Origin of the sequence: Enterobacter cloacae complex sp. 2022EL-00788 (genome assembly GCF_026627565.1) — a bacterium.
GTDB classification, from domain to species: domain Bacteria; phylum Pseudomonadota; class Gammaproteobacteria; order Enterobacterales; family Enterobacteriaceae; genus Enterobacter; species Enterobacter pasteurii.
On sequence record NZ_JAPNMC010000018.1, the window covers coordinates 44695 to 57982 of the forward strand.

Sequence of the window (13288 nt, forward strand, 5' to 3'; positions counted from 1 at the left end):
CTTAATGCTTTGAATATGGCGTTTCGACGCGATCGAGAAACAGCGTGGCCGCAAGCAGGTCTGCGGCGCCGCCCGGTGAGGCGTTAAGCGTTAGCATCTGGCGGTCTAACTGCGCCAGCGCCTGCTGCCCCGCGAGCGTTGCGCATCCACCGGCGTTCAGCACCGCCCGGGCGCCGTTCTGCATGGCGTCCAGCCCCTCCATTCCGGCGCGCGACAGCACGCAGGTATCGGTGAGCGAGGTCATGATTGCCATCAGCGCGTCGAGTCTGGCGTTCGTTTCGCTGCTGCCGTTAAGGCGGCTCAGGCGAAGCTGCGGCAGCGCGCGCTGCATGATGTGCGGAAACGCCTGCTGCGCCTCTTCACGCGCGCCGGGCACGCGGTAGCGGTGCGTGGCGCGTAACCCCTTGCTGAACACCTTCGGTGCCGCATCGTCCGGGAGTTTTGCCAGCCGGGCGGCGGTGTTAGCGACGGCCTGCGCGCTGGCATCACCGCCCAGCATCGCCACCGCGCTCACCAGCAGCCCCAGCGCCCAGATCGCGCCACGGTGGGTGTTTACGCCGTCGGTAGCGGCCATCATCTGCCGCTCGCCGTCGCGCCCCAGGCGCCCAACGGTTTGCCGGAGGGCAATATCCGCCGGACGCTGCCAGCTTTGCTGCGCCAGCGCCTGAAACGTGGGAGTCAGGCTGTGCGCGGAGCGCTCCATCAGCGCAAGCGATAAATCGTGGTGCGCGCCGTTCCCCCGACTGTCCACCAGACCGGGTTTCGGGCTTAAACGTGCTTCGTCAATCAGACACTGCGTGGCGGTTCGCGCCAGCCATTCGGCACCGCCTTCAACCTGGATCCGGGGCAGAAGTTTCATTACCAGCTCCGGAATTTCGCAGGTGGGTTGTACAGGCCGCCGGACCACTCAACGAGGTCGGCCACGCTGCCCGCCGCCAGCAGAGAGCGGGTGGCATCGGTGCGGCGAATACCCATATCTTCCGGATAGACCACTTTGCCGCTCTGGCGCAGTTCCGCCACGCGTTTGGCATCCACGCCCAGACCGATATCGGTGATGCCCGCCACGGCGGCGACCATGGCGCGACGCTCTTCCAGATCTTTCGCCCGGTAGAGGTAAGCAATCCCCTCTTCCGTCAGCACGTGGGTAACGTCATCGCCGTAAATCATGACCGGCGCCAGCGGCATGCCGGAGGCTTTCGCGACGTCAACGGCGTCCAGTTTTTCCACGAAGGTTGGCTTCACGCCCGCCTGGAAGGTTTCCACCATCTGCACGACCAGTTTTTTACCGCGCTGCATTGGGTCAGGCTCGGTGATCATGTTCAGCCAGGCCGGCGTGGCGTGGCGGCGACCGTGCGGATCGTGGCCCATGTTTGGCGCGCCGCCGAAGCCGGAGAGGCGACCGCGGGTGACGGTTGAGGAGTTAGCGTAGCCATCAACCTGCAGCGTAGAGCCGATAAACATATCTACCGCGTACTGGCCTGCCAGCTGGCAGAAGGCGCGGTTGGACCGCATGGAGCCGTCGGCACCGGTAAAGAACACGTCCGGACGGGCGCGAATGTACTCTTCCATCCCCAGCTCGCCGCCGAAGCAGTGCACGCTTTCCACCCAGCCGCTTTCGATTGCCGGGATCAGCGTCGGATGCGGGTTCAGGGTCCAGTGTTTACAGATTTTGCCCTTCAGGCCGAGCTGTTCGCCGTAGGTTGGCAGCAGCAGCTCAATCGCCGCGGTGTTAAAGCCAATCCCGTGGTTGAGGGACTGCACCTGGTGTTCAGCGTAGATGCCTTTAATCGCCATCATCGCCATCAGGATGTGTTCCTGTTTAATCAGGCGCGGGTCGCGGGTGAAGAGCGGCTCAATGAAGAACGGCTTGTCCGCCACCACCACGTAATCGATCCACGAGCCAGGAATATCGACGCGCGGCAGGTCGCACTCGTCGTCCACCAGCTCGTTCACCTGTGCGATGACGATGCCGTCGTGGAACGCGGCGGCTTCCACCAGCGCCGGCGTATCTTCGGTACTCGCCCCGGTGTAGAGGTTACCCTTGCGGTCCGCTTTAAACCCGGCAATCAGCGCCACGTTTGGCGAAAGGTCGACGTAGAGGCGTGAGTAAAGTTCGATGTAGGTGTGAATCGCACCGATTTCGAGCTGGCCATCTTCCAGCAGCTGCGAAATGCGCAGGCTTTGGGTACCGGAGAAGGAAAAGTCCAGCTTGCGGGCGATGCCTTTCTCAAAGATATCCAGATGTTCGCTGCGCCCGACGCTCGGCATGATCATATGCAGGTCGTGAACAATTTGCGGGTTCACTTCAGCCAGTGAACGGGAAAGAAAATCCGCCTGCTTCTGGTTATTGCCTTCCAGAACGACTTTGTCGCCTGGTGCGATCAGTTTTTCCAGCATGGCGACAAGATCGCCGGTTGGCAGTACCTTGCCCTGCACCGGTACGGATGCCAGACGACGCGCTTTCTCGCTGCGTCGGGTGTTCCATTGCCGGGTGGGTGTTTGCCCAGATAACATTATTAACCTCCTGATTCAGCACATCATTCTGATTTGCTTAACGTTGAGTAAAGTGTGCGCTCTGGTGATAAAGGCATCAATTAAGCGTAGGAGTGAATCATTAGCTTGAGAGTAATAAACAAGGTAAGGAAATGTGATCGGGATCAGTTCATGTTTCGGAAAAACGGGCTAAACGGGGTACAATTCGGAAGGTATAGTTAATTTCTGACAAGAATCAGCATCGCCCTTATGACCCAAATCATTCCCTCAGACTTCGACATTGCAGCCGAAGAGAGCGCCGAGTTCGTGCCCATGCGCGGTGTGGCTAACCCCCACCTGCAAACCATGCTCCCGCGCCTGATCCGCCGCAAGGTGCAGTTCAACCCCCACTGGCAGCGCATTGACCTGCCGGACGGTGACTTTTTGGATCTTGCCTGGAGCGAAGCGCCAGAACAGGCCAGGCATAAACCCCGTCTGGTGGTGTTTCACGGTCTGGAGGGCAGCCTGCACAGCCCTTACGCGCACGGCCTCATCGAGGCGGCAAAGGCCCGCGGCTGGCTTGGGGTGGTGATGCACTTTCGCGGATGCAGCGGCGAGCCAAATCGGCAAAAACGCATTTATCACTCGGGTGAAACCGAGGACGGCACCTGGTTCCTGCACTGGCTGAGAGACAATTTTGGCGCGGCGCCAACGGCAGCGGCGGGATATTCGCTGGGGGGTAACATGCTGGCCTGCCTGCTGGCGAAGGAGAGCGACGCGGTGCCGCTGGACGCGGCGGTTATTGTCTCCGCGCCGTTTATGCTGGAGCAGTGCAGCTATCATATGGAAAAGGGGTTTTCGCGGGTTTATCAGCGGTATCTGCTCAACCTGCTGAAGGCTAACGCCGCGCGCAAGCTGAAGGCCTATCCGGACACGCTGCCCGTCACGCTGCAACAGCTCAAACGCGTGAAGCGCCTGCGCGAGTTTGATGATTTGATCACCTCAAAGATCCACGGATTTGCCGATGCAATTGACTATTACCGTCAGTGCAGCGCCATGCCTTTGCTGAATCAAATCACGAAACCCACGCTGATTATCCACGCCAAAGATGACCCGTTTATGGATCATCACTCGATCCCCGCCCCTGACTATCTGCCGGATAACGTGGAGTATCAGCTCACCGAGTTCGGCGGGCATGTGGGCTTTGTTGGCGGCACGCTGCGTCGGCCAAAAATGTGGCTTGAGACGCGCATACCCGACTGGTTAACGGCCTATCTGGATGGTAAAAAATGATTATTCCCTGGCAGGATCTCTCTCCCGAAACGCTCGATAACCTGATTGAAAGCTTTGTCTTGCGCGAAGGCACCGATTATGGTGAACATGAACGTTCGCTTGAACAAAAGGTCAACGATGTTAAGCGCCAGCTTAAGAGCGGCGACGTGGTGCTGGTATGGTCCGAACTGCATGAGACGGTCAATATTATGCCCCGCAACGCGTTTCATGGCTGATCTTTAAACCTTTCCAGTCAGGGAGTTGCTATGTCTGCCAGACATCCGGTTATTGCCGTTACGGGTTCGAGCGGGGCGGGAACCACCACCACCAGCCTCGCCTTTCGCAAGATCTTCGCACAGCTGAATTTACGGGCGGCAGAGGTGGAAGGCGACAGCTTTCACCGCTACACGCGCCCGGAGATGGACATGGCCATCCGCAAGGCGCGCGATCTGGGTAAACACATTAGCTACTTCGGACCGGAGGCCAATGACTTCGGCCTGCTGGAGCAAACCTTTCGTGAATACGGGCAGAGCGGTACCGGACAGTCCCGCAAGTATCTGCACACCTACGATGAAGCCGTGCCCTGGAATCAGGTGCCGGGCACGTTCACGCCCTGGCAGCCCCTCCCGGAACCGACTGACGTGCTGTTTTATGAAGGATTGCACGGCGGCGTGGTCACGCCACAGCACGACGTGGCGCGCCATGTGGATTTGCTGGTGGGCGTGGTGCCGATTGTTAACCTTGAGTGGATCCAGAAGCTGACGCGTGACATCAGCGAGCGCGGGCACTCTCGCGAGGCGGTGATGGACTCGGTGGTACGTTCCATGGAAGATTACATCAACTTCCTGACGCCACAGTTTTCCCGAACCCATATTAACTTCCAGCGCGTCCCTACCGTAGACACCTCAAACCCGTTCGCCGCAAAAAGCATTCCGTCGCTGGACGAGAGCTTCGTGGTGATCCACTTCCGCAATCTGGAAGGCATCGACTACCCGTGGCTGCTGGCGATGCTGCAGGGTTCATTTATTTCGCATATGAATACGTTAGTGGTGCCGGGCGGAAAAATGGGGCTGGCGATGGAGCTGATCATGACGCCGCTGGTACAGCGGTTGATGGAAGGGAAGCAGATCGCATAATCATATCCCCTCTCCTGCGGGAGAGGGTTAGGGTGAGGGCATCAACACGCAGATGCCCCCTGAATCACGCCTCGATCACTTCATACGAATGCGTGATGTTCACCGCTTTCTCCAGCATTAACGCCACCGAGCAGTACTTCTCCGCGGAGAGGTCCACCGCGCGGGACACCGCCGCGTCCTTCAGCGCTTTACCGGTGACCACAAAGTGCAGATTGATGTGCGTAAACAGGCGTGGCGCCTCTTCACGACGTTCTGACGTCAGCTTCACTTCACAATCGGTCACTTCATGACGGCCTTTTTGCAGGATCGACACCACGTCGATAGCGCTGCATCCACCCGCGGCCATCAGCACCATTTCCATAGGGCTTGGGGCTTTATCGCCGGAGTTGCCATCCATCAAAACCTGATGCCCGGAAGCGGACTCGCCCAGGAACGTTAACCCTTCAACCCATTTCACGCGCGCTTGCATATTCACTCACTCCAACGTTGCATTTTTTATGACAGATTACGTGTACGTTACATTTCTCGCAACGGAAGGCGACCTGCGTCATGCTGAAGCGAGACACCAGGAGACACGCGGCGAAAGCTATGCTAAAACACTCTGGATGCTACAGTAATACATTGACGTTACACATGTATGCAGAGGACATCAAACTTTACTGGCTGCGAAACGTTACGACAGCCGACTTCCCAGGTATGGGTAAGAATTCGATTGCAACCCCAGAGTCCGGATGCATCTTATGACTCTGGTGACAGCTTATAACAGAGGATAACAGCGCATGGTGCTTGGCAAACCGCAAACAGACCCGACTCTCGAATGGTTCTTGTCTCATTGCCACATTCATAAGTACCCATCAAAGAGCACGCTGATTCACCAGGGTGAAAAAGCGGAAACGTTGTATTACATCGTTAAAGGCTCGGTGGCCGTGCTGATCAAAGATGAAGAAGGGAAAGAGATGATCCTTTCTTATCTGAACCAGGGCGATTTTATCGGTGAACTGGGCCTGTTTGAAGAAGGCCAGGAACGTAGCGCCTGGGTTCGTGCAAAAACAGCATGTGAAGTGGCTGAAATTTCTTACAAGAAATTCCGTCAGCTGATTCAGGTTAACCCTGACATCCTGATGCGTCTTTCTTCCCAGATGGCGCGCCGTCTGCAGGTGACCTCTGAGAAGGTAGGCAACCTGGCCTTCCTGGACGTGACCGGCCGTATCGCGCAGACCCTGCTGAACCTGGCGAAACAGCCAGACGCCATGACCCACCCTGACGGCATGCAAATTAAAATTACCCGCCAGGAAATTGGTCAGATCGTCGGTTGTTCCCGTGAAACAGTGGGCCGTATCCTGAAGATGCTGGAAGATCAGAACCTGATCTCTGCCCACGGTAAAACTATCGTGGTCTACGGAACCCGTTAATTCCGGCCAAACGGCGTGCCGCCGCAGGGCGGCACGCCGTTTTTGTCTCTACTCCTCATGTGGCGCAGGCTGATCTATCACCCGGAAGTTAACTACGCACTGCGACAAACGCTGGTGCTGTGTCTTCCCGTGGCCGTGGGCCTGCTCCTCGGACACCTGCAGCAAGGCCTGCTGTTTTCCCTCGTTCCCGCCTGCTGCAACATTGCCGGTCTGGACACGCCGCATAAACGCTTTTTCAAACGCCTGATCGTCGGTGGCTGCCTGTTTGCCGGCTGTAGCCTTGCCGTCCAGCTCCTGCTGGCCCGGGACATTCCCCTGCCGCTGATCCTGACCGTGCTGGCGATGACACTCGGCGTGACCGCCGAAATCAGCTCGCTGCACGCCCGCCTCCTTCCCGCGTCGCTGATCGCCGCCATCTTCACCTTAAGCCTGGCGGGCAATATGCCGGTGTGGGAGCCGTTGCTGATCTACGCCCTCGGCACGCTATGGTACGGGCTGTTTAACTGGTTCTGGTTCTGGCTGTGGCGGGAACAGCCGATGCGCGAATCCCTCAGCCTGCTCTACCGTCAGCTGGCGGAGTATTGCGAAGCGAAATATACCCTGCTGACGCAGCACACCGATCCGGAAAAATCGCTGCCGCCGCTGCTGGAGCGCCAGCAAAAGGTGGTGGATCTGATAAGCCAGTGCTACCAGCAGCTGCACATGCTCGCCGCCAGCCAAAACCAGGAATACAAGCGGCTGCTGCGTATCTTCCAGGTCGGGCTGGATTTGCAGGAGCATATCTCCGTCAGCCTTCACCACCCGGAAGAGGTGCAGAAGCTGGTGGAGCGCAGCCACGCGGAGGCGGTGATCCGCTGGAACGCACAGACCGTTGCGGCGCGCCTGCGGGTGCTGGCGGACGATATTCTCTATCACCGCTACCCGACGCGCTTTACCATGGACAAACAGCTCGGCGCGCTGGAGAAGATTGCGCGTCAGCACCCGGATAACCCGGTCGGCCAGTTTGCCGCCTGGCATTTCAGCCGTATCGCCCGGGTGCTGCGCACCCAGCGCCCGCTGTACGCCCGCGACCTGATGGCGGACAAGCAAAAGCGGCTCCCGCTGCTGCCTGCCCTGAAAAGCTATCTGTCGCTGAAGTCAGCCGCCCTGCGTAACGCCGCCCGGATAAGCGTGATGCTGAGCGTCGCCAGCCTGATGGGCATGGCCCTGCACCTGCCGAAACCCTACTGGATCTTAATGACCGTGCTGTTTGTCACCCAGAACGGCTACGGCGCCACGCGGGTACGTATTCTGCACCGGGCGGGAGGCACCATGGCGGGGCTGATTATCGCGGGCGTGACGCTGCACTTCCACGTGCCGGAGGGCTACACGCTGGCCGGCATGCTGGCCATTACCCTGGTGAGCTACCTGATTATCCGCAAAAACTACGGCTGGGCGATGGTGGGCTTTACGGTGACGGCGGTATATACCCTGCAGCTGCTCACGCTAAACGGGGAACAGTTTATTATCGCCCGGCTGGTCGATACGCTGATTGGCTGCCTGATCGCCTTTGGCGGCATGGTCTGGCTGTGGCCGCAGTGGCAGAGCGGGCTGCTGAGGCAGAACGCCCACGACGCGCTGGAGGCCGACCAGCGTGCGATTCGCCTGATCCTGAGCGACGATCCGCAGCCTTCCCCGCTGGCCTACGAGCGGATGAAGGTCAACCAGGCGCACAACGCCCTGTTCAACTCCCTCAACCAGGCCATGCAGGAGCCAGGCTTTAACGCACACTATCTGGCGGACATGAAGCTGTGGGTAACGCACAGCCAGTTCATCGTCGAGCATATTAACGCCATGACCACGCTGGCGCGCGAGCACACGATGCTGACGCCGGATCTGGCGCAGCGCTATTTGCAGTCGTGTGAAATTGCGCTGCAGCGCTGCCAGCAGCGTCTGGAGTATGACGCGCCGGGCGAGTCGGGAGAAACGAATATACTGGAAGCGCCGGAGACGCTGACCCACGGGCCGATGAGCACCCTGGAGCAGCATTTGCAGCGCGTGCTGGGGCATCTGAACACCATGCACACCATTTCGTCGGTGGCATGGCGCCAGCGTCCGCATCACGGGATTTGGTTAACCCGCAGGCTGAAGCGGACGGCGTATTAACCTTTTACAATCTTCGCGACCGCCGCTGCAAAACGGCTTAACCCGTCTTCAATATCTTTCTCTTCCACCACCAGCGACGGCGCAAAGCGCATGACGTCCGGCCCCGCGTTGAGCACCATAACGCCTTCATGCGCGGCAGCGTGCAGGAAATCGCGCGCGCGGCCTTTGTACTGCGGCTTTAGCTCCGCGCCAATCAACAGCCCCATCCCGCGGATCTCGCTGAAGACGTCATACTGGTCGTCAATCTGCTGAAGGTGCTTCACAAACCGTTCGCGCTTCGCGTTCACGCCGTTCAGAACGTCCGGCGTATTAATGATGTCGAATGCCGCGCCCGCCACGGCGCACGCCAGCGGATTACCGCCGTAGGTAGAGCCGTGCGAGCCGACGTGGAACGCGGAAGCGATATCCTGGGTGGTGAGCACCGCGCTGACCGGGAAACCGCCGCCGAGCGCTTTGGCGCTGGTCAGAATATCCGGCGTCACGCCGTAGTGCATATAGGCGAACAGATCCCCGGTACGCCCCATCCCGCTCTGGACTTCATCAAACACCAGCAGCGCCTGGTGCGCATCGCACAGCTCGCGCAGCCCTTTCAGGAATTCCGGCGTGGCCGCCGTCACGCCGCCTTCGCCCTGGATTGGCTCAACCACCACCGCGCAGGTGTGGTCGTCCATCACCGCTTTCACCGCGTGCAGATCGTTAAACGGCACGTGGATGATATCCGCAGGTTTCGGACCAAAGCCGTCGGAATACTTCGGCTGGCCGCCCACGGAAACGGTGAAGAAGGAACGGCCGTGGAAGGCGTTATGAAACGCGATGATTTTGGTTTTGTACGGGCTGTGGCGCGTAGTGGCGTAATAGCGCGCCAGCTTGAAGGCCGTTTCGTTGGCTTCGGTGCCGGAGTTCATAAACAGCACGCGCTCGGCAAAGGTCGCATCGATGATTTTACGCCCGAGACGCAGCGCCGGTTCGTTGGTGAAAACGTTGCTGGTGTGCCACAGGGTTTCGCCCTGGGTTTTCAGCGCCTCCACCAGCGCAGGATGGCAATGGCCCAGCGCCGTCACCGCAATGCCGCCCGCGAAATCAACGTACTCGTTACCCTGCTGATCCCAGACGCGGCTGCCTTTCCCCTTCACCGGGATAAACTCAGCCGGTGCATAAATCGGCAGGATCACTTCATCGAATGTCGCGCGGGTAATTGCTGGTTGTTCAGTTGCCATGTCATGACCATCCATTTTTATGTCACAGTGATTGTGAAAATATAATCACAAAATATGCATAAAAAATCACAGCAAGGCAACTGATATTCAGCGATTGAGGAAATTAGCCAGCAGCGCGTGCCCCTGCTCGCTGAGAATGCTTTCCGGGTGGAACTGCACGCCTTCGAGATCCCATTCCCGGTGGCGGATGCCCATGATCTCCTGCGTCTCGCTCCAGGCGGTAACCTCAAAACAGGCGGGTAGCGTTGGCGGGTCGATAACCAGAGAGTGGTAGCGCGTGACGGTTAACGGGTTATTTAACCCACTAAACACGCCCGTGCCGGTGTGGGTAACTGGTGAGGTTTTACCGTGCATTACCCTGGCAGCACGGACGATGGTGGCGCCAAACACCTGCGCAATGGCCTGGTGCCCCAGGCATACGCCAAGAATCGGCAGCCTGCCCGCGTAGTGGCGGATAGCGTCCAGCGAGATACCGGACTCTGACGGGGTGCACGGCCCCGGCGATATCACGATTTTTCGCGGCGCCAGCGTTTCAATGTCGGCCAGCGCGATGTCGTCGTTGCGGCGGACAACCACCTCTGCACCCAGCTCACAAAAATACTGGTAAAGGTTCCAGGTGAAGGAATCGTAGTTATCAATCAGCAAAATCATGGCGGCTCCCGAAAAAAATGCCGCCCTATTCTACTCAGATTCCCGCGCTTCGCTCACTACTTTGGCAAAGATGGCTTTCAGGTCGGTCAAATCCCCGGTTGCGCCGCTCTGGTTTGCCGCCACCCACTGCTCAGGATCGATATCGCGCCAGTCCAGGATGTAGCCGGCATGGATTGCCAGCTGTTCAAAGAATACGCGCTGCGCAATGCCGTTACCGCTCGCGAACGGATGTAGCATATTGATTTCACAATAGTAATGACTTATGCGTTCGATAAACGCCTCTTTCTGAAGGCCAACCAGATACCTGTCGCTTTCCAGCGCCGCCATCAGTTCATTTCCCATCGTCTCGATGTATTCGAAATGGCAGAAAGGGATCTCACCTTTAAAAATATCGTCGGTACGGAACTCGCCTGCCCGCTTCATCTCGCTGCGATACAGATGGCGGTGAATGTGGCACAGATGGGGCAAACCGGGTGCTGAAGGCCCAAGCTCCAGCGTATCAATGTGGGGTTCAGCAGGACCATGACCTTTTTCAAGGAGGCTGCTCGCCTGTAGATTGGTATTGCGCTGTCGCTCCCAGAGACGGGATTTTTGCTTGTCGGTGAGTTTTTTCACTAAACGCCTCCCTGAATAGTCCGTTTGCCACAAGTATAAGCAGCAAAACGCGCTTTCGCAGGGAGGGTAGTTTCACACGGGCAGGATCTGCCCGCGTGTGAAGGGTTACGGCAGCACTTTCGCGGAGAGGATCACCACCGGTTTTGACGGCACATTCTGATAAGGACCAACATCGTGGGTCTGCACCTGAGAGATCTTGTCCGCAACGTCCATGCCTTTCACCACCTTACCGAACACCGCGTAGCCGAAGTCGCGCTGGCCGTGGTCCAGGAAGGCGTTGTCCGCCACGTTGAGGAAGAACTGGCTGGTGGCGCTGTCTTTGTCCGCCGTACGCGCCATGGAGATGGTGCCGCGCTTGTTCAGCAGGCCGTTGTCTGCTTCATTTTTAATTGGCGGGTTAGGCTGTTTCTGCTGCATCTGCTCGTTAAAACCGCCGCCTTGAATCATAAAGCCCGGGATGACGCGGTGGAACGTGGTGTTGTTATAGAAACCACTGTTCACATAGTCGAGGAAGTTTTTCACAGAAACAGGGGCTTTCTGGCTATCCAGCTCCAGCTCAATATTCCCCGCAGAGGTTGTCAGCAGGACGTGGGGGTCTCCTTTTGCTGCCAGCGCAGCAGGGGAAACGGCAGAAAGAGCAAACACAGCTGCGACAGCCGCCAGTGTTGATTTGAGCATGAGAATTCCTTAACAAAGCGCAGTATAAAAAGCGAATGGCTTGATTCTAAAGAGCAGTATGAACCCAGACCAGTCTTTTACCTAATTTTACGAAATTGAAACAATTATTACCGCGCAAACGATTGTCCATCACGCGATTTAATGTGATCTTTATCACGATAAAGCCTGCAATTGTGCTCAAAATTTTCTGAAAAGATTTAATTAGATCACTTTCGAGACTAAAATCTGCCCGCTCAAACGCACTCACTGCGTTTTTCTTTACTTTTAACAGGCCAGACATGACTAACAGCAACCGCATCAAGCTCACATGGATCAGCTTCTTCTCTTACGCCCTAACCGGCGCGTTGGTGATCGTCACCGGGATGGTGATGGGAAATATCGCAGATTACTTCCAGCTGCCCGTTTCCAGCATGAGTAACACCTTTACCTTCCTGAACGCGGGGATCCTGATCTCTATTTTCCTTAATGCCTGGCTGATGGAAATCGTGCCGCTGAAAACGCAGCTGCGTTTCGGCTTTGTGCTGATGGTGGCCGCCGTGGCGGGCCTGATGCTGAGCCACAGCATCGCCCTGTTCTCTGCCGCCATGTTCGTGCTGGGCCTCGTGAGCGGTATCACCATGTCGATCGGTACGTTCCTGATCACCCATATGTATGAAGGCCGCCAGCGCGGCGCGCGTCTGCTGTTTACCGACTCCTTCTTCAGCATGGCCGGGATGATTTTCCCGATGGTCGCCGCGTATCTTCTCGCGCGCAGCATCGAATGGTACTGGGTGTACGCCTGCATTGGTCTGGTCTATGTTGCAATCTTCATTCTGACCTTCGGCTGTGACTTCCCGGTACTGGGCAAAAAAGCGCAGACCACCTCAGAGCCGGTTGCGAAGGAAAAATGGGGTATCGGCGTGCTGTTCCTCTCTATCGCCGCCCTGTGCTACATCCTGGGTCAGCTGGGCTTTATCTCGTGGGTACCGGAATACGCGAAAGGTCTGGGCATGAGCCTGAACGACGCGGGCAAACTGGTGAGCGATTTCTGGATGTCTTACATGTTCGGCATGTGGGCGTTTAGCTTCATCCTGCGCTTCTTCGACCTGCAACGTATTCTGACCGTGCTGGCGGGTCTGGCGACAGTGCTGATGTATCTGTTCATCAACGGCTCCCCGGAGCATATGCCATGGTTCATCCTGACCCTGGGCTTCTTCTCCAGCGCGATTTATACCTCGATCATCACCCTTGGCTCGCTCCAGACCAAAGTGGCCTCACCGAAGCTGGTGAACTTCGTGCTGACCTGCGGCACCATCGGCACCATGCTGACCTTCGTGGTCACTGGCCCGATCGTAGCGCACAGCGGCCCGCTGGCGGCGCTGCATACCGCTAACGGTCTGTACGCGGTGGTATTTATCATGTGCTTCGTGCTCGGCTTCGTGACCCGCCATCGCCAGCACATTACGGCAACCGCTACCCATTAATCGCCATCACCCCTTTGCGCCTGCAAAGGGGTGATTCCCCGCCTCGCCCGCCCTGCCCGCCGCGTTCTCAAAATCCACACAAATTTGTGCAAAAAACCAGCAAGCACAAAAATCGAACAATATCCGCCACTTATAAAAATCCTGACAAATCATACATATACCCCCTAAGGGGTAGGTGAAGGCGTATTTGATTTGCATCAATAAGTGCCCCTGCTGAATCGTTAAGG

The 13288-nt window shown here is 57.6% G+C and carries 13 protein-coding genes; 6 read left to right on the forward strand and 7 right to left on the reverse strand.

The window, feature by feature from the left end:
* Position 1: 1 nt before the first annotated feature.
* Both OWK27_RS21590 and mdcA read right to left on the reverse strand, forming a co-directional pair.
* Positions 2-859: a triphosphoribosyl-dephospho-CoA synthase gene (locus OWK27_RS21590; RefSeq protein ID WP_148422593.1), complete on the reverse strand. Its 858-nt coding sequence runs from the start codon at positions 857-859 to the stop codon at positions 2-4.
* Complete coding sequence (gene mdcA, locus OWK27_RS21595; protein ID WP_023298766.1) at positions 859-2514, reverse strand: malonate decarboxylase subunit alpha; 1656 nt, start codon at positions 2512-2514, stop codon at positions 859-861. Before mdcA ends, OWK27_RS21590 begins: the two co-directional genes overlap by 1 nt.
* 228 nt (positions 2515-2742) lie before the next feature.
* On the opposite strand from mdcA, the gene OWK27_RS21600 reads away from it, so the two are divergent.
* From OWK27_RS21600 to OWK27_RS21610, 3 genes are read left to right on the forward strand one after another with little or no spacing between them, the layout of a single operon-like run.
* Positions 2743-3765: a hydrolase gene (locus OWK27_RS21600; RefSeq protein WP_267591197.1), complete on the forward strand. Its 1023-nt coding sequence runs from the start codon at positions 2743-2745 to the stop codon at positions 3763-3765.
* The gene (locus OWK27_RS21605) at positions 3762-3980 is read left to right on the forward strand and encodes a YheU family protein (RefSeq protein ID WP_003861664.1); all 219 of its coding nucleotides are present in this window, start codon (positions 3762-3764) and stop codon (positions 3978-3980) included. Before OWK27_RS21600 ends, OWK27_RS21605 begins: the two co-directional genes overlap by 4 nt.
* A gap of 30 nt (positions 3981-4010) precedes the next feature.
* Positions 4011-4880, forward strand: coding sequence for a phosphoribulokinase (locus OWK27_RS21610; RefSeq protein WP_063449489.1), 870 nt, complete (start codon positions 4011-4013; stop codon positions 4878-4880).
* Between the two features lie 64 nt (positions 4881-4944).
* On the opposite strand, the gene OWK27_RS21615 is transcribed toward OWK27_RS21610, so the two are convergent.
* A complete protein-coding gene (locus tag OWK27_RS21615; RefSeq protein ID WP_267591211.1) occupies positions 4945-5349 on the reverse strand; it encodes an OsmC family protein in 405 nt (134 codons plus the stop codon).
* Positions 5350-5659: 310 nt separating this feature from the next.
* On the opposite strand from OWK27_RS21615, the gene crp reads away from it, so the two are divergent.
* Both crp and OWK27_RS21625 read left to right on the forward strand, forming a co-directional pair.
* Positions 5660-6292, forward strand: a complete 633-nt coding sequence (gene crp, locus OWK27_RS21620; RefSeq protein WP_000242758.1) for a cAMP-activated global transcriptional regulator CRP — start codon at positions 5660-5662, stop codon at positions 6290-6292.
* 57 nt (positions 6293-6349) lie between these two features.
* The gene (locus OWK27_RS21625) at positions 6350-8437 is read left to right on the forward strand and encodes a YccS/YhfK family putative transporter (RefSeq protein ID WP_267591212.1); all 2088 of its coding nucleotides are present in this window, start codon (positions 6350-6352) and stop codon (positions 8435-8437) included.
* On the opposite strand, the gene argD is transcribed toward OWK27_RS21625, so the two are convergent.
* From argD to ppiA, 4 genes are all read right to left on the reverse strand, one after another.
* Complete coding sequence (argD, locus tag OWK27_RS21630; RefSeq protein ID WP_267591198.1) at positions 8434-9654, reverse strand: bifunctional acetylornithine/succinyldiaminopimelate transaminase; 1221 nt, start codon at positions 9652-9654, stop codon at positions 8434-8436. The two genes, OWK27_RS21625 and argD, sit on opposite strands and share 4 nt — an antisense overlap.
* A gap of 87 nt (positions 9655-9741) precedes the next feature.
* Positions 9742-10305, reverse strand: a complete 564-nt coding sequence (gene pabA / locus OWK27_RS21635) for an aminodeoxychorismate synthase component 2 (RefSeq protein WP_267591199.1) — start codon at positions 10303-10305, stop codon at positions 9742-9744.
* Positions 10306-10335: 30 nt separating this feature from the next.
* Positions 10336-10920 (reverse strand): putative adenosine monophosphate-protein transferase Fic, encoded by a 585-nt coding sequence (locus tag OWK27_RS21640; protein ID WP_242173950.1) that lies wholly within the window; start codon positions 10918-10920, stop codon positions 10336-10338.
* Between the two features lie 105 nt (positions 10921-11025).
* The gene (gene ppiA, locus OWK27_RS21645; protein WP_000920483.1) at positions 11026-11598 is read right to left on the reverse strand and encodes a peptidylprolyl isomerase A; all 573 of its coding nucleotides are present in this window, start codon (positions 11596-11598) and stop codon (positions 11026-11028) included.
* Positions 11599-11876: 278 nt separating this feature from the next.
* Here ppiA and tsgA point away from each other — a divergent pair, with 278 nt between their 5' ends.
* A complete protein-coding gene (gene tsgA, locus OWK27_RS21650) occupies positions 11877-13061 on the forward strand; it encodes an MFS transporter TsgA (protein WP_267591200.1) in 1185 nt (394 codons plus the stop codon).
* Positions 13062-13288: the final 227 nt, after the last annotated feature.